Source organism: Pseudomonas sp. RIT-562, assembly GCF_026241895.1.
In the GTDB taxonomy this organism is placed as follows: domain Bacteria; phylum Pseudomonadota; class Gammaproteobacteria; order Pseudomonadales; family Pseudomonadaceae; genus Aquipseudomonas; species Aquipseudomonas mandelii_F.
This window is the reverse complement of the sequence record NZ_JAPJIV010000032.1, coordinates 12,785-29,837: the sequence shown is the minus strand read 5'-3', so window position 1 is coordinate 29,837 and position 17,053 is coordinate 12,785. Positions and strand designations below refer to the sequence as shown.

13 protein-coding genes and 2 pseudogenes are annotated in these 17,053 nt (G+C 52.8%); 7 read left to right on the top strand and 8 right to left on the bottom strand.

Annotated features, from left to right (window positions below; translation table 11 throughout):
• Positions 1-269 precede the first annotated feature (269 nt).
• A complete protein-coding gene (locus ORL50_RS27140) occupies positions 270-1,142 on the bottom strand; it encodes a LysR family transcriptional regulator (RefSeq protein ID WP_266019649.1) in 873 nt (290 codons plus the stop codon).
• Positions 1,143-1,246: 104 nt separating this feature from the next.
• On the opposite strand from ORL50_RS27140, the gene ORL50_RS27135 reads away from it, so the two are divergent.
• A complete protein-coding gene (locus ORL50_RS27135) occupies positions 1,247-2,782 on the top strand; it encodes an NADH-quinone oxidoreductase subunit L (protein WP_266019648.1) in 1,536 nt (511 codons plus the stop codon).
• The gene (locus ORL50_RS27130; protein WP_266019646.1) at positions 2,779-5,235 is read left to right on the top strand and encodes a YbcC family protein; all 2,457 of its coding nucleotides are present in this window, start codon (positions 2,779-2,781) and stop codon (positions 5,233-5,235) included. Before ORL50_RS27135 ends, ORL50_RS27130 begins: the two co-directional genes overlap by 4 nt.
• Positions 5,236-5,813: 578 nt before the next feature.
• On the opposite strand, the gene ORL50_RS27125 is transcribed toward ORL50_RS27130, so the two are convergent.
• From ORL50_RS27125 to ORL50_RS27115, 3 genes and pseudogenes are all read right to left on the bottom strand, one after another.
• Positions 5,814-6,056: an AbrB/MazE/SpoVT family DNA-binding domain-containing protein gene (locus tag ORL50_RS27125; protein ID WP_266019644.1), complete on the bottom strand. Its 243-nt coding sequence runs from the start codon at positions 6,054-6,056 to the stop codon at positions 5,814-5,816.
• A 62-nt stretch (positions 6,057-6,118) separates the two neighbouring features.
• On the bottom strand, positions 6,119-6,400 hold the full coding sequence (locus ORL50_RS27120) for a hypothetical protein (RefSeq protein ID WP_266019642.1): 282 nt from the start codon (positions 6,398-6,400) through the stop codon (positions 6,119-6,121).
• A gap of 191 nt (positions 6,401-6,591) precedes the next feature.
• Positions 6,592-7,029, bottom strand: a pseudogene (locus ORL50_RS27115) (endonuclease); the annotation flags it as partial.
• A gap of 690 nt (positions 7,030-7,719) precedes the next feature.
• On the opposite strand from ORL50_RS27115, the gene ORL50_RS27110 reads away from it, so the two are divergent.
• From ORL50_RS27110 to ORL50_RS27100, 3 genes are all read left to right on the top strand, one after another.
• Positions 7,720-8,070 carry a hypothetical protein gene (locus ORL50_RS27110; RefSeq protein WP_266019640.1) on the top strand — a complete coding sequence of 117 codons (351 nt, stop codon included), beginning with the start codon at positions 7,720-7,722 and terminating at the stop codon, positions 8,068-8,070.
• 199 nt (positions 8,071-8,269) lie between these two features.
• Positions 8,270-9,889 (top strand): HamA C-terminal domain-containing protein, encoded by a 1,620-nt coding sequence (locus ORL50_RS27105; RefSeq protein WP_266019638.1) that lies wholly within the window; start codon positions 8,270-8,272, stop codon positions 9,887-9,889.
• Entirely contained in the window at positions 9,886-12,078 is a 2,193-nt protein-coding gene (locus ORL50_RS27100) for a DEAD/DEAH box helicase (RefSeq protein WP_266019636.1), read from the top strand. Before ORL50_RS27105 ends, ORL50_RS27100 begins: the two co-directional genes overlap by 4 nt.
• A gap of 266 nt (positions 12,079-12,344) precedes the next feature.
• Here ORL50_RS27100 and ORL50_RS27095 read toward each other — a convergent pair.
• Together ORL50_RS27095 and ORL50_RS27090 are read right to left on the bottom strand one after the other, a co-directional pair.
• Positions 12,345-12,587 (bottom strand): annotated as a pseudogene (locus ORL50_RS27095) (AbrB/MazE/SpoVT family DNA-binding domain-containing protein).
• Between the two features lie 54 nt (positions 12,588-12,641).
• Positions 12,642-13,481 (bottom strand): DUF7693 family protein, encoded by an 840-nt coding sequence (locus tag ORL50_RS27090; RefSeq protein ID WP_266019634.1) that lies wholly within the window; start codon positions 13,479-13,481, stop codon positions 12,642-12,644.
• Positions 13,482-13,783: 302 nt separating this feature from the next.
• Between ORL50_RS27090 and ORL50_RS27085 the strand changes: the two genes are divergently transcribed.
• Together ORL50_RS27085 and ORL50_RS27080 are read left to right on the top strand one after the other, a co-directional pair.
• Positions 13,784-14,950 (top strand): restriction endonuclease, encoded by a 1,167-nt coding sequence (locus ORL50_RS27085; protein WP_266019632.1) that lies wholly within the window; start codon positions 13,784-13,786, stop codon positions 14,948-14,950.
• Between the two features lie 129 nt (positions 14,951-15,079).
• Entirely contained in the window at positions 15,080-16,129 is a 1,050-nt protein-coding gene (locus ORL50_RS27080) for a DUF4238 domain-containing protein (protein ID WP_266019630.1), read from the top strand.
• Positions 16,130-16,377: 248 nt separating this feature from the next.
• On the opposite strand, the gene ORL50_RS27075 is transcribed toward ORL50_RS27080, so the two are convergent.
• Positions 16,378-16,584, bottom strand: a complete 207-nt coding sequence (locus ORL50_RS27075) for a hypothetical protein (RefSeq protein WP_266019628.1) — start codon at positions 16,582-16,584, stop codon at positions 16,378-16,380.
• Positions 16,585-16,640: 56 nt separating this feature from the next.
• Positions 16,641-16,805 carry an MbcA/ParS/Xre antitoxin family protein gene (locus ORL50_RS29210; protein WP_416236050.1) on the bottom strand — a complete coding sequence of 55 codons (165 nt, stop codon included), beginning with the start codon at positions 16,803-16,805 and terminating at the stop codon, positions 16,641-16,643.
• Between the last annotated feature and the right edge of the window lie 248 nt (positions 16,806-17,053).

The following is a 17,053-nucleotide window of genomic DNA, read 5'->3' as shown; positions in this document are numbered from 1 at the left end:
TGATGTATAATTTCCTGTTCCGAAAAATTTAGTTAGCGCGGTTAAATTTTTTTCTAAGCGTAAGGCTAGAGTTTTTGGGGTTGGCAGCGCTAAATTGTGCGAGTCGGAAAGTTTAGCTCGAATTCATTGTGCTGAGCTTTTTACTAACTGAATATAATAGATCGCAGTTAAAAATTAAATGAATTCAAGTCTGCTAAGCTGCGAATGCTGAATTGAATCATGAGTACGTCAATGCTCTAAACTTACCACACATAGTGTTGCATTAAAACTTAATGAGCTTTTAATAACTCGTCGAGGATACTTAAACTGAAATGCCGCTGCTGGGTGACGGCGAAAAATTGTTCAACAATCTCCGGGATTTCCAAATATAGCTGTAGAGCACCACTGCGTAGTTCATCCTGCACTACTACCGCTGGCAGTAGTGCTACGTCGCCGGAGTCGCGAGCAAGCAGGCGCAGCATGGCCATGTCGTCCACCTCTGCAAAGATTGTCGCGCGTACTTCGTGGCTATCGCAGTACAACTCAAATTGACTGCGAATGTCGCTGCTGCGGCCGGGCAAAATCAGGCGGACATGCTGAAGGTCACGGCGCAGGTCAAAAGGCGGCTGCCCGTCCCGGGGCGGGCCAACCAGGCAAACAGATTGGCGATCCAATAGTTGGCAACGCCAGGAGCGATGCGCATCCGAGCTTACCGGTGTGTTGGTGAGAACTACATCAAGCTTGTGTAACACCAGCCTCTCCAACAGCTCTCCCAAACTGCCCGACTCCAGGGTGATGTGAACATCGTTGCGGCCGAGGAATGGACGCAGTAGGTTCTCTTGAAAATTTCGGGAAAGGGTAGCAACGGCGCCGATGCGTAGCTGCTGATTGGCCTGTTGGCCCCCTTGCAGTGTCATCTGTAACTCGTTGCCTAGCGCAAAAATACTTTCGGCGTAATCCAGAACCAAGCGACCTGCTTCAGTGAGCAGAAGGCTGCGACCTGAGCGGATGAATAGTGCATAGCCGAGCTGATCTTCCAAGGAGCGAATCTGTGTCGACAGTGCCGACTGGGCGACATGCAGTGATTGAGCTGCTCGGGTCAGGTTGCCTTCTTTGGCAACGGCCCAGAAGTAATGCAGATGATGAAAGTTCAGTCGACGCATGATTCGTTCTTTTTTTTATATCGATACGTTCCATTCAATCTATTTTCAATAAAAAAGCAACTGGATAAGACTAAATCTGCCGATCACCCTCGCGAGTTTCTTTGATGCCATTCTTGCTTCCCCAACTGAGTACCATGCTGCCCTGGATCTACGCGCTAGCCCTGTTACCAGTGGCATTCGGTAAGGCGACGGTCGGTCGTCTCTGGTGGTCAGCACGATTGGCCGGATATGCGGGCTTTGCGCTGGTGTTAACAGCTTTGTTGCAAGCAGCGCTGGACGGGCGTGAAAATGACCGTCTGGGCTTGGCCATGGCCACACTGATTAGCCTACTGGCGCTGGTCATCATCGACTTCTCATCGCGCTACCTGGAAGGTGAACAAGGGCAGCGCCGATACCTAATGTCGCTGCTCAGCACCTTGGCCGCAGTAGCATTGGTGGTCACATGCGATGATCTTTATGTGCTCGTCGGTGCGTGGATCATCTCCAGCCTAAGCCTGCACTTGCTGCTCACCTTCTATCATGACCGCCCAATGGCCCAAGTGGTGGCCCATAAAAAGTTTCTTGCCAGCCGTCTGGCGGACATCTGCTTACTCATAGCTGCTGTATTGCTGGTGCAGGCACCCGACGACAGTAACATCGCGATGATCCTCCAACATGTCGCAGCGCGCCTGCAGCTAAGCGGTTCTCTGAGCTGGGATCTACAGTTGGCGGTAGTGCTGCTGATCCTGACAGTTATTCTCAAATCTGCACAACTGCCGGTACACGGCTGGCTAATACAGGTGATGGAGGCACCGACACCAGTCTCGGCTTTGTTACATGCGGGTCTTGTAAATCTTGGGGGCTTTGTGCTGCTGCGTTTCGCACCCTTACTGAATGCCGCACCGGTGGCTCAGACGTTATTGGTGGTAATAGGTGGGCTGACGGCTTTGCTTGCAAGTCTCGTGATGATGACCCGCATCAGCATTAAGGTTCGTTTGGCTTGGTCAACCTGTGCACAAATGGGTTTCATGCTGCTGGAGTGCGGTCTGGGTCTATACGAGTTGGCGTTTGTACACCTTATAGCTCACTCGCTTTATAAGGCTTATGCCTTCCTCAGCGCCGGTGAAACGGTCGCGCAGGTGAGGCGTCAGGCACTGTATGAGCGGCGTCCGCCAGCGACGCTCTCGCAGATACTTCTGGCACTGTCCATTGCAGCATTATGGGTGGCTTTGCTGCATGTAGTGTGGAGCCAACTGCTACCGACGCATGAGATCCCCCTAATGGCACTTGCTGTCCTCGCTATCGGCCTGGCTCCGTGGTGTATGCGCCTTAGCGGCATTCTGCATAATTTGGGCACGCTCACAGTGTTGCTCGGAATTTACTTGGTGTGGCATGTGTCCGCCGGATATGTACTTGGTGCGAGCCCTTCCCCAAGTGCCCTCCAACAGAATCTGGCATTGATAGCGATACTGATGTTCCTCATCCTCTACTTGATTCAAGCATTGATCTTGGCAAGGCCCCAAGGAGCGCTGGCGCGGCGACTATATCCCTTGGCTTTCGCCGGATTCTTTCTAGATGAACACTTTACCCGCCTGACTTTCCGCCTTTGGCCAGTACGCAGTCAGCAGCTGCCCATACATGCGAAAGGAGACAGCCTATGACCGTGCTTGAACACTCTGCACCCATTGATATAGATGCTCTCCACGACATCGCCTTGCAGGCTTGCGAACGTATAGCCCCAGCTTGGCCGTTGGATCGCATGATCGCGGTTAGTCCGCTCTGGGAGCGCCGCGATCAACCCTGGGCGAAGGTGACCGAGGAGCTCTGGCGACGCGCAGGGAGCCGCATGACCCTTTCACCAGCGGACTATCGCCTCGCTTGGCAAGAAAAACGTATAGCCGAACGCCACCTCTACTTGTCCCTGTCCGAAGCCTCTCTTAGCTGGACGCCGACGCAACTACTGCAGTACCTGGATGAGCCGCTTGATAGTTTCCAAGGCATGCCGCTATTGGAGGATATGGCAAACACAGACATTACGTCAGCAGGTTGGCCCGCACTGATAACTCATCAGATTAGCCAGTGCTGCGCCTCTTGGTTCGATGAGGATCAGGCCGATTGGTGTGCGACTAAACAGGCGGGGCTCTATCAGGCTTGGCGTGAGTCAATGTTGCAAGATCGCGGCTTAAGTGTACTTAGCGCTTGCCGATCGCTAGGTGAACGGATTGGTGAACTGCCCCAGCACCCGAAGGATGCCATTGCGGCAGCGGTGCAACGTTTGGGCATTGCTAAAGATGATTTGGAGGAGTGGTTCGATTGCCTGTTACTGCGTAGCCTCGGCTGGGCTTCTTGGTGCGCCTACCGGCGCTGGCAAGCACGCCTACAAGGTAGCGATGATCCGATTCTGCTTGAACTGCTGGCAATTCGTGCAGCTTGGGAGTGGTTGGTGGACGACCGCAGGCGCGATGCCGAGAGTTGCTGGAGTGACTGGCGCAAGTCTTGGCAGGTAGGGCGAAAAAAGGCTCCGACCGCAGCTTGGCAGGCACTACAGCTTTGGCAACGGGCGGAAGAACTGGCTTGGCAGGAGCAGCTGCAGAGTATGATGCGAAAACCCCCAGCGTCCGTGACCGATAGCACCGCGCTTGCGCGCGTTTACTTCTGTATAGACGTGCGATCCGAGGTGGTGAGAAGAGCACTAGAACAGGCTTGCCCGCAAGTGCAGACCGGTGGATTCGCCGGTTTTTTCGGCATGCCTATTGCATATATGCTCCTAGGTACAAATGCCTCGCGTCCACAACTACCCGGATTGCTTGCTGCGCAACTAACGGTTACTGACAGCAGCGGCGATGCCGTCTGTGACCGCGCCTTGGCCAGCAAGCGCAAAATGCGTTTGGAACGCGCCGGTCGGTGGCAGCTGTTCCAGCGTTTGCCTGCATCAACATTTACTTTGATTGAAACGCTGGGATTAGGCTACGCGGGCGCGCTACTTGGGCGCGCCTGTGGATTGCTGTCCCGCCCATCCGCGCCAGATCATAGTGCTTTACGACCGCATGAGTGGCAACAGCTGAAGCCAACGCTACCGGAGCTTCCCCTAGGACAGCGTGCCAAATTTGCTGCGAGCATCTTGCGTGCAATGAGCCTGACTCGCGACTTCCCGCCTATGATCCTACTGCTTGGACATGGTAGCCAGAGTGCCAATAACCCTCAGGCAGCCGGGCTAGATTGTGGTGCGTGCTGTGGCCAAAGCGGCGAGATCAACGCCAGACTGGTGGCGGACATGCTCAACGATGCAGGAGTGCGCAGCGCTCTCCGCGAACAGGGTATCGACATGCCTGTGGCTTGCCGAGTGCTGGCAGGGCTGCACAACACCACTACCGACGAAATTCAGGTTTTTGCGAGCGAGTCGCTTCCGGATACATTGAGACCAACTTGGCTGACGTTGCGCCAGGCCCTCGATGATGCCAGCGTACTTGCCCGACGCGAGCGCGCCGCGCGTTTGGGATTGGCACACCTGTGCGGGCATCCGGCTAAGCTACTAGCAGCCCTTCGCAGACGCGCAGTCGACTGGGCTCAGACCCGTCCGGAATGGGGGTTAGCCGGTAATTCTGCCTTTATTGCTGCCCCACGATCACGAACGAGGGGACTGAATTTGCAGGGCCGGTCATTCCTGCACGATTATGACTGGCGACAGGATGAAGAGGGGCAGGTGCTGGAGCTGATCATGACGGCCCCCATGGTGGTTGCGCACTGGATCAACATGCAGTACCTGACCTCCACCACCGACAATCTGCGCTTCGGAAGCGGCAACAAGGTTTTGCACAACGTCGTAGGTGGATGCATTGGAGTGTTTGAAGGGAATGGCGGCGATCTGCGTGTTGGTCTGGCGAGGCAATCATTGCATGACGGCGAGCGCTGGATACATCGTCCATTGCGTCTGAGTGTAGTAATCGAGGCGCCCCAGAAAATGATCGATAAAGTTCTGGCTGAGCATGCAGTGGTTAGAGATCTTGTGTTGCACGGATGGCTCTACCTACTGCGTACTGACAGTGCATGCACTGATATGATGGAGCGGCGTACTGCCGAGGGCTGGCAACTTTTGGAGCAGGATTTTATATAAAGTCAGGCAATGTAGCTGCAGCCTTTGCACAGAGATGATTAGCTTATTTTTACCTTGCGTTACCTACTGTGCTAAGTGGCTTGACCTAGGCACTCATAGGTATGTAACGCCCTTCCGAAAATGTCGTGGGTATTCGTCCAGCACGTCGTATTGCTTCGGCAGTTGAGCGTTTAAGAGGTTACAGACTAGGCTCGACCAACGCTGATGGTTCAAACCCCGTAGCGCTTGTTCCCGCCTGATCTGATGCACACCTGCCACCTCTCGGGCCAATGCATACGCTGCCTGAAGAACAAGGACAGGAAGAGCCATATTCAGGGGCAGGTCTACGAGCAGGTTGTGGTGCAGGCCGCGCTGGTTTCGACTGAGATGCAATTTAGCAATTCGATCCGCTGCAAAGGTTTTTAGACGAAAGCCAATTAGCTGGCTGACCATGAATGCTTAGGCGACTTGTTAGGCTGTGGAGCTAAAGCTACTAAGGCTATCGTTTCTTCGGGCTTAAGCCCGGCTCGCCCCCGATTTCTCACGTGCCTTGGGCGAGTCACTCTACATTTGGCCCGCCACGACGCATTGCAACTGCCTCATTTCTCCGGGGCGGTACCAAGCCGTGCGCTATCCCAGGCTTCAGTAAGCTCGTCTATCCGATCTGCGATTTGAGGCTTTTTTGATAGGACAAGGCAGCGCGTGTTGCCTACAAATTCCTCTATTAGATACACAGCGTCGCCGACATCCAGCTCGAGCTCCTGCAGCGCTTCATCGGGAATTCGGATCGCACCGTCACCATCCCATTCTTCGATGACGATTTTCATCGGTAGCTTTTTCACATTTGGTCTCCGTTGCTATGAGCCGGCAAGCCGTTCTCGCCTGTAAATTCTCCCTGGTACGTTTACAGATCCGGATAATCATCAAGCATAAGGCTAGGAGCGCCTCCGTCCTCCTGCTCGCGCTTCGGCGCATGTATCACTCCAGCTTCGGCGTCAGCTCGCATCTGCTCGAGCTCTTTGTGAAATGCCTTGTCCTGAACCGTGGGCTTGCTCGTGTAAGGCTTTCGCTCTGGTTCAGGTTTGGCTGCATAGGTCGTTACCGCATCTGGGTCGTGCTGGAGTTTTTCTTGCACTTGCGACTCCAGCAGTGCACGGAGCGCGTCTTTGTCGGGACGGTTAAGCAATTTTCTACTCCTCGTTCACAGCCATCGATTGGCTTATTGGATGGTGAAAGATGTGGCGTCCAAGCCTTAGCTGGAACGGCCTGCGGTGAATGACTTTATGAAGTATGAAAATCGCAAAAACAGACGCATGTATCAGTCTAATGTTGGGTGCCGGCCTCGGTTTCGCAAGGCCGGGTCTCAACGAAAAACAACTATTTGCAGTTGCCTGCTTTGCGATATCCCGCCGCTTGAGCCTCAGATTCTGAGGTGAAGGAGATCTGATTTTTCTCGGACACCTGACCATAACTAGGGCACCCCACTGAGAGGTGATACACCTGGCTCTTCCGGTTACCGATGATCACACCTATCCCGTTCGCGCTCGCGAGGGTTGGCTGGGCTGCTACTCGCGCAGAATTAACAGGAATCGCGCTAACGACCCCGTCACCAACTGCCTTGTACCCTTGTGACCATCGACGCTCGCCACTTACGAATGGATTGGAGTGCCCCATGATTGCTGCAATGCGGCGATCTCGCTCTTTCTCCCAAGACGAAACCGGGTACTGCTTGTCCCAGGCCATCAGTAGCTGTTGCTGCTGACGAGACATGCTTAGCTTGTATCTGTCGAACATGTAAAAGGTTGGTCGAGATAGATTTTTTGTTTTGCAACGACCTTAGCTTCAGAAAACGTAGATGGAGGGCTTGATAAAGCGTGATTAATTACAGAGAGGGCCAGCACTAGCACGGAGAGCAGTTTTTTCATTGGACAGCTTAAGTCATTGAGAGAAAACGCATTATACGCACGACCTTACGGTTGCCCATGGAGGACGGGGCTGATGAAGGTCACGGAGCCAGCGCCACGAGCAGGGAAGGGCTGCTGCAGCGACGGTGTAAATTTGTAAACAACACGGAACCCGGGCGCGATCCAAAAAAATAATTTCTCAGTGGCCTTGAATTCAAAAACAGAAAGCGGAGTTCTTATTTGATAACAAAACAGAAGCAGAGATCTTGGAATTCTTGCCCAATCCTGACACCCATAGATTTTCAGATCATCCGACTCGATCGATTTCTAATGCTTATGCCTAGGATCCGGCTGCTTGGTGCTTAAACGTTAAGACTTAAGTGAATGGATACTCTGCTCGTCGATGGAGAAGGGCAGCTCGCATGTTAGCGACGTGAGTCGCGGCTAGCTTTTCAAGCCTCTCGAAAAGTCAAAATCAGACGGGTGTCTGAGAACCTCGTGGGTACCACTATCAGTGACGCCGCATGGCCGAGAGGGCCGACGACGTACATTAAGAAGCGAATGGCCAATAATGACAGTCAGAGCTAGGTTTCATTGGCGCTTGGATCTGGAGCAAGAAGGTAAGCTTTGGGAAGTAGCCAGATCATATCTTGGAGCTGCAGCACTTCAACAAGCAGTGGTAGAACTTCTTCTCAGCCATGGGCCGCTGAAGGCGCGCAGTAAAGTGGAGTACCTCAGCCGAGAATGGCTGGGCGACGAAAACGTTCATTTGTTAAAAAATGCCTTGGTCGAAGCCGGCTTGGCGCTTCCCCATCTCGACCAACCTCCAGAAAAAATTGCACTCTTATCCTGCTACAGCCAACGCATCGCACAGGGTCTTTTACTTCTAATGCCTTTGGGCAAGCTTTCTCGAGATCTACGCGGCTTTCGGCTTGAATACGACCTGTTATGACCGCGCGCCTTGATCATTTCCCCCTGTCAATCAACGATTCCCTTGCGCTTACTGAGCAATTGGACTTTTGCGCTGAGAATCCGATCGTTGATTGAATTAAGACAAAAAAAATCGCGATAGTTGGCTAAATGCCACTAATCGTATGGACGGACGGATGCTATTGCCATAAATTCCAATCCTCTATGCCACGGAAGTCGAGATGGAACCTAATGACGCTGGCGGAGTAGCCGCCAAGCACGGCTTCATCTTCCAAGATTGTGTTGCCGCTTTTTACGTAACACAGATGTTGCGTGACAAGTCTATCCAGCGTGTCCGGTGTGAAGTTACGGACGACATCGATGTCGTCTGCGATGACTTCGTCGAATTCGTACAGGTGAAAACCACCTCTAAAACGCATTGGGCAAAATCCGATCTGGTCGTGCTCACTGCGAGTACCGGGAAAACAAAAAAAATCCCCTTTAGCTCCATTCTTCACAAATCCATGCAGAGTGAGCCTAGCCTTACCGTTCCGAGAAAATTTCGCATCGTCACGGAACACCCAGTCAATGTGACCCTTGAATATTTGCTGATCAATCGCAACGATCGGACGGGGAAACCGGGCCGCGAGGACTTGATAGACTACCTGAACTCGAAGACCTCAGACTATTGCGCTCCAAGTGGCGTTGACGTTGAGACGTGGGTTGATGCAGCTTGCTGGGAGGTCTTCCGTACCATGCGGGAGATTGAGTTGCTTGGGGTAAGGAACATACGCTTAGCTGCACAGGATCTCCACGGGGTTGGTCTCAGTACAGAGTCTTGTGCAGAGGATATTTGGCGAGGGATTCTGGACACGGTCACTCGCAAAGGTGCTTTGTCCCGCAGGATCAACTCTGTGGATAATAAGTCATACCTTCGCGCGGATTTGAACACCTGGTTCAAAAAGCTGGTTGATGACGATCAGAAGCGCGCTGGTCGCAAGGTTTACGTCAAACGCGAATTGCCGCACATACTCGTTCCTTTTCGAAGTCAGCTCTCGTCACCGTGCGCCAAGAGAAACGGCCGTGTGCTCCATCAGCAGTACAGCCTGAGACGCTACCGCTATAAGCACATCGTCGACAATGTGTGCAAATGGCTGGATGAAGTGTTTCTTCGGCCCAAGGAGATGGCGGACATCCACAAACTGTCATTCGTTGAACAGCGACAGCGGTTGAAGACGAAAGTGTTCGAGTCATTGACGGACGTCAGTTCTTTTCTAGGTCGGGTGCTCCTCCATGCCACGATTCGCCAGATGCACGAAAGCCAACCCATCCCATGCCTGCTCTACATGGACGGGGACGGTGAAGAAAAGATCTTGGAGAATGTACACATCGTCCGCCGCGACCCAGAGGGCGATCAGCTCTGGGTTGGCTTCAGTGAACTGGTGACTGCAGCGAACATCACCACGCGATTGCCGGAGATCCGGGAGCAACTGTATGAGGAAATCTCCGATTGGTTCGACACCGCAAGGGGCAAGATCCTCGACATAAAGGATGATGACTACCTGCTGCGCCATGACATCGACGAGATACTAGACGGTAGCCATGCATTCGAGTCCCATCTGGAGCGGTTCCGATTCGTGCTGTTTGTCGGTTATGACTCGTCGCTGCTGACGGAACCGGAAACGTCCGGGCATGAGGACAATCTGGAGCATGAAACGAGAGCGCTGTTCGAAGCGTTTGCGGATGATCTGCAACATGACTCGCCATTCGCGGAGCTCGCCATTGATGTGTTCATTTACCCCGCACCAAGTTTGGGAAGGTTGATCAGGATGGTTGAGGATAACGTGAGGGACGCCGTATGACTGAAGTTTATGATGTAGCGAAACTCAGCTTGGGGCGTGAGGGTTTTTCGGCGTTCCGATACCTGGCAGCTATCAATACTCTCCTGTCCAATCCGGTGTCGAACAATCTCGGGCGTGACTTGATCGTCAGGGCATTAGATGCCCGCGAACAATTTTCAGACCACACCGGCATCTTGCGAAACATGGTTAGGAAATCGGGTCTGTTTCCCTACCTCAAGAAAGAGTTCACCGACCTCACCCCCGGAGACCGTGTCGCGCTCGACCTGTATCGAACGCCGTTCTCTGACAAGTACGTGTTCCACTCGATGCAGTTTCACATCTTCGACCTGCTGAAAGCGGGCAGCAACCTAGTTCTCAGTGCTCCTACGAGCATGGGGAAGAGCGCCATCGTTGACTCGCTACTAGGGCTTGGGAGACTGAACCGTGTGGTGCTGGTCGTGCCTACAGTGGCCTTGGCCGACGAGACCCGCCGCCGTCTACAGGATCGGTTTGGTGACAAATATCAAATCATCCATCACAGCTCACAAGTGTGCCGTTCCGACAGGGCTGTATACGTCCTGACCCAAGAAAGGGTCAATGAGCGTGACGACATCCAGAACATCGATCTGTTCGTCATCGACGAGTTTTACAAGCTGGCCTTCCGGCAACTGAAAAGCGGTGGAACTGATTTCAAGGACGAGCGGGTTATCGAGCTTAACATCGCCTTGAGCAAGCTCTTGAAGGTATCGAAGCAGTTCTATCTCACCGGCCCCTTCGTGAACAGCATTCGCGGACTAACAGAGCTCGGATACAAGCACACATTCATTTCAGCAGATTTCAACACAGTCGCCGTAGACGTGCAGACGTTTGGTGTGGAGGCAAACGATGACAAGGGTAAGCTCAGAGCGCTGGCCAAGATTGCCAAGCAGTGTGAAGGTGCCACGATTGTTTACTGCAAGTCCTCCGGTGTTGCCGGAAAAGTGGCACGGGAGCTCATCCGGCTAGGATATGGCCAGGAGTTCAAGAGTCAACACATCGACTGGGTCGCTGAAGAGTTTGATTCTGAGTGGGACTACACCGTCGCGCTAAAGAACGGCATTGGTTTGCATTTTGGTGGTCTTCCTAGGGCGCTCCAGCAGTACACGGCGGATCGTTTCAATGCCGGTGACATCCGATTCCTACTGTGCACCTCGACCATAATTGAGGGCGTGAATACGGTCGCGAAGAATGTAGTCATCTACGACAACAGGGACGGGAGTCGCGGTATCGACAAATTCACCCATGGCAATATCAAGGGGCGCGCGGGCCGTATGGGTGTCCACTTCGTTGGCAAGGTGTTCTGCTTGGAGGATGTGCCGGAAGACAACCTCAACCAAGAGGTGGCCATCCCATTAGGTGTACAAGATGAAGACACCCCACTCAACCTCCTGGCTAGCGCGCAGCCTGATCATCTGTCCGACTTTTCCCAGGACAGGTTTGAGGATGCATTCGATCAAGACCGTTTCTCCATTGATCTGGTGAAAAAGCATTCCCACTTCAGAATGGAGCAGTTCGAGCAGTTGTACAGCCTGGTTGAGATGCTGAAGGATGAGCAATTTGCGTCGCTCGTTTTCCACTGGTTGCCAGCGGCAGAGTTCCTGAAAACCTTTGCCAAGGTGATCTCTCGAGTAGTGCCCAACACATTTTCCAGAAACGGGGTACAGACTAAAACCGCCGAGGTAATCGTGGCAAAGCTGGCCGGCTACCTGAACGCTTCGAGTTATTCAGACTATTTGAAGAGCCAGATTGTGTATGCGAAGCAGCGGATCGAGCAGGGTGACGAGCACACGCTCTCGAACATGCTCAACAACGATCTGAAGCTCGTGACCAACACCTTCGGATACACTATTCCGAAACTGCTGGGACTGCTGGAGGATGTCGTTCGTGTGCATGCGGCGAAGCGCAACATTCGGGGCAAAATCGATTATGGCCATTTGAGGATGATCTTTGAGAATCTTCATCTCCCCCCGGGCGTGAACGCCTTGGAGGAGATAGGCATTCCTGTTCAGACCTTGCACCGGATAGCCTCAATGATGGAGTTTCCCCAGGAGGTGGGCGTTGACGGCTTAGCTGACTATCTCAGGGCTAATGTGGAAGCTTGGAAGGATGTCGGCTATGTAGATCAGACGTTTGTCAAAAGGGCTTTGGGAATCGCTCAGGACTTCGCTTGATGGGTACGCGTAGCGCCGGAGGTGTACTGTTAGCAAGTCTTTTGACGCACTATACAGTTCGCGTTCGGTGCTTTTGTGCCTTCCTCTCTGGGCCGTCGATTCCTAAAATCAGCGAGCAGGTCGAGCTATGGTTTTCGCTCCTTAGGGTTTTATCCCCGCTCAATCTCGCGCCTTCAGGTGATACGCCAGGTATGCCTAACGGTTTTGGATGAGAAGTTTGAATTACAGTCAGATGCATTGATTCAGCGAACGACTTCCTGGCTTCCTCATTTGTCTTTGAGGTTGCCGCGCCCCTTGATATTCCTAAAAACAGTGAGCTCGTCTATTCGATCCGTGATCTGAGGCTTTTTTGATAGGACTAGGCAACGCGCATTGCCGACAAACTACTCGATCAGATACACAGCGTCGCCTACATCCAGCTCGAGCTCCTGCAGCGATTCGTCCGGAATTCGAATCGCACCGTCACCATCCCATTCTTCGATAATGATTTTCATCGGTGGCTTTTTCACGTGTGGTCTCCATTGCTTTTTAGCCGGCAATGGTAACTTGCTTTGCGTAAAGGCTCAGAGCGTGGCGAGTAACCGTTCGAGCTGTTCCCTCTCCGAGACACTCAATAGGTCGACAGGATCAACTCCTTCGCGCTGCCAGAATTCAAGCGTCCCGACTCTGCCATCAGGCGATCTGCAGTACTCGCAGTAGTCCAGGGTGTGACAGTCGTTGAAGAATGTGAACTGCCAGCCATCGGTCTCAACGGACATGAGGCCATGATAGATCTCATTCCACGAGGGGATAGAGCTTCGTATCATGATGCGTTTGTCTAGCGCGGCTTCCTTCAGTACCTGAGAGACCTCGTGGGCAGTGAGAATTGAGGTTGGGTGCGAATCATCCTCTGGCTGATTCATAATCTCTTTATTACCAAGCCATTTGATTAGTTTCTCGATGAGCTTTGCGTCCTTCTCCGAGAACTCGAGCTCCACTCCTACCGGAACCTCAGCCAGCCTGCGTTTCATTTTTCTCATTTGCACTGCGGCATAGCCAATGACTCCGATACCGGTAATTCCGGCAAGGCCAAGTCCTACCGGGACAGCTATTGGTGTGGCAGAGATTAAACCCGCAGACATTAAGATCCCGGTCAGACCAGAAGCCCCAACGGTCGTGCCAAAGACTCCTGCACTACCGATAATCGCGCTGCCTGCACCAGCAACCGCCGCTGTTCCCAACCCTAATGCCGCCAGAGCAGTGGCACCTGCAGAGTAGATAATTGTCGATATCGCAGCGGTGCTGAGATATGTCCCGACCACGTACCCCGCAGCTGACGTGACTATCATGCCCCCTGCAGCATGAGGAACCAGCGACCCGCCCGCCGCGAGAGCAGCGATCACTGGGATAACTGGTATCGGCATATTCTGTTCCTTTTGTGCTGTAAGACTCGGATATCGGCTTGCAGATTATAAGCCATCAAAATGCCACAGCTCTGCTAGAGCGAGCACGAGTACCTGCGAGAGATTATCGAGCGTCCGGCTGATAGATGCTGGAACTCTAGCCTAGCCGGCCCGGCAGTCCAACCGCCGTGATGGGATTTTGCCATCATTGAGGCGTCTGCGTGCAGTGGAAACAAGCTCGTGGACTGAGTGATGGCACTGAGCTATGGTCGCTAGCATGATGTGCGTGAAGGCGCGCGATGACTTGGGAAGGAACGGAAACGATGATTTATCAATGCAACGGATGCAACAGGACTACTTTCGAAACAGCATGTCCGTGGTGCATGGGCTCTCAAGTTTCGCCGTCATCAGAGCTCACGTTGCGGCACCTTACTCCACTGGATCCTTCGTTTTATCCCGACTTTCAATACAGATCCAAAGGCTTGATTCAAGACTTCTTCGGTAAAAAGAAGGAGCAAGCCCAGCTCAACGATCTTCTGAACAACGTGTTGAGAAAATATGCGGAGCTGAACCAGCCATACTTTACCAACTTCATTCACACGACTCGCGAAAGCGCAGCCAGTAGCGATGACGCAGGCGTGCCCGGCCCACGTTTGGATGGTGTGTACAGCGAGAGAGAGCTGTTCAGGGAGGTCTTGATTCGCAAAGGCTTTGACGAGCTTGAAGGGCTTCCATCTCTTCTGGACAAGCTGCTGCAAACCACAGCATTCAACTCTGCCTACCTAGGCTTCTCGAGAGAGTTGACCCGCCACATCCGAGCTGATCTTGCCGACACCTTACGTTCCTGGATTGAAGAGGCCGGGACGACATTCAGGTCTGACTTGGCCTTGTTTTACTACTACCTTTGGGAAAATGACGTTCCATTTCCCAATGTTCAATTCAATCCCCAATCAGCCACCACATCCGGCGTACCACTCCTTCCGCTGCAGGCTTTTCGGAATGGCTTGAGTCTATGCGAGGAGATTTATTTCGACATTCTCGTCGAGCGGCTGGGATCACAGCTCGAGCATTTCAATCCGAACCAGTTCATCACCATGTACCTGGTGGATGCCATGGACGGATTCCAATTCGAAGCCTTCCTTGTTGAGATCTTCCAGACCATTGGCTATGACGTCAAAGAGACCAAGAAGACGGCTGACCAAGGCGCAGATCTTTTCGTTACCCGGTTCGGCAAAAACATGGTCATCCAGGCTAAGAACTACTCTGGCTCCGTAGGCAACGCGGCTGTGCAGCAAGCCATTTCTGCTAAGGCCTTTTACGGGTGCGATGAGGCCATGGTCGTTACGAACTCCTACTACACGAAATCCGCAAAAGAGTTGGCCGGCACAGCAGGCGTCCGGCTGATCGACCGGGACGGGCTTCAGAGCTATCTGGATGACTACAATCAGAAGCTCATTGAAGTCTTCCAGGCTGAGGAAGAAAGCGCGTAGTCGTGTGTAATTTGTCGGCCATGATATGCCGCAATGGACGCTTTGGTCGGTGTGCAAGCTTCAGGGCAGCATCATGACTAGGTAAGCTAATGTCTCCACATTTGCAAACAAACCACGGGAGAGCGCGACATGTCAGGAGCACGACAGCACTTCATTCCAAGGTTTTTGCAGAAAGGTTTCAGAATTCCAAGTAACGGAAAAATAGTCCGTTGCTGGGTGTACGAACAGAGCAAATCTCCGAGATCCGCAAATATCCAAAACGTAGGGGTCGAAAGGTATTTTTATGCCATCGACAATGAGCCTGATCTGGACGATAAAATTACTGATGAAGAAAGTGACGTCTATGCACCGTTGGTAGAGAACCTACGTGCCGGCAATCTTACCGAATCGGTGGTCGAGCGGATTCCAGCTCTTTTAGCTCACCTAGAAATCAGAAGCCGGCACGTGCGCCATAATATGCAGTCGTTCGTGGATGATTCCGTCAGTGGCATCCTTGAGCATCTATCTGAGCCAGAGAACCTCAGGGCATTGGCGAAAAACCATTTCAGACCAGGTTCACCTCTCTTTGACAAGGCCTTAGTTGACCAAGGCATCAGTCATGAGCAGGTTCAAACCTTGCTCGCCATGGGCGAGTCAGCCCTTGAGCAGATATTCCAACCCTTCGTAGCTATATTCGCCGCCCAGATGCCTGCCCAATTAGATCGTATCAAGTCTTTAATACCGGACGTGATCAGAGGCAGTCATGTCCGCATTCTCAACGAGTCCGTGTCTCCAGCTGCCCGCGCTCGACGTTTTAACGCGCTCCATTACTCAGTACAAACATTTGCCGCCGGCGATCTACCGCTGGGGGATTCCGTTGTGTTGTTCCACGTGAGAGGCGAGCGAGCCTTCAAGCCCTTTGTGGATAAGGATGATGAGCTTGTTCACGTGATTCTGCCCCTTTCGTCGGACATGTATCTTCTAGGAGCGACGAATGACCCTAAGTCTTCGCCTCCCCAAAATTTGCCGCTTGAAATTGCCAGGTGCTCCATTGAGTATTTCATATGCGCGCACCAGCGTGATGATGCTGCGGATCTTCAAGCACAGATAGGAATTAACGCCCGCTGGCTTTCGGCAAGAGAAATGAACTCGATAATCAACGAAGTGCTATCGGAGTCGATGAGCGAGAAGCTTGCCTGACACGTGTTAGCTGGGGCCGTTTTGCGAGAGGGTGATCACGTTTACTAGGTTCGCGTCACCTACGTCCTAGCAGCGCAACTCAGTCAGACGTTCACGGTGTAGAGGGGCGCACCAAGTGGTCGGTCGAGCACGGTACGAGTGCTTTCTTGCTATCGCCTCTTCGAGCCATAGGCTCGGCTGAGTAGAGCCCGAATGAAGTGCAATCGGTGATCGGCTTCCTAGGACACATAAAAAGAAGGAGCTTACGGTTATCGTACGAACCGCTTGAGTGCATGACGACTCTCTATCACCTGCTCTCGTATCTCATCAGGGTCTATCGACATGCCGCCGTCCGGCGTCACGCGAAGAGACTGCAGATTATTGAGAGCGGTGATGAACGCGCGTTCTTTGGCTTGCTCGCGACGTGATCTGTTGTCTCGGCAAACGAATCCTATTAATCGACTGAACCACTTCATGCCGCACTCCTGATTTCGTGTCCCATGGCACCATTTTCAGCGATGTGCAGAAGATGTTAAATGAGTGCGCGAGTCGCAGCCAGATACCGGACGACCTGCTCCATGCCCGTTCGGCATTCGATGAGATCACGCGGTCGACCACTCAGACCGCGATTCTGGCTGCTTAGCCAGATCTTTGCATTTCGCTCGGTTCCTACGAGTGCGAGCAATGACTGATACATCTCAACCAAGAGGATGGCCCGGCTCCAAGCTTCATTACCCGGTTGAAGCAGTTCATTTCCGTGACGTAGAGGCAGCACATTGGAGACCTGCTCGCCCAAGACGGCTGCCAAATCACTGTCATCAAGCCCCAACCCTTCTCCGACTCGGAAAAAAGCTTTGCCTAGTAAGGCGCTTGCGGTGCCCGATGTGCCTGATTTCATGCCCCACCATAAGGCCTGTAACGTAATTTTGTGCTTTGTAACACTGC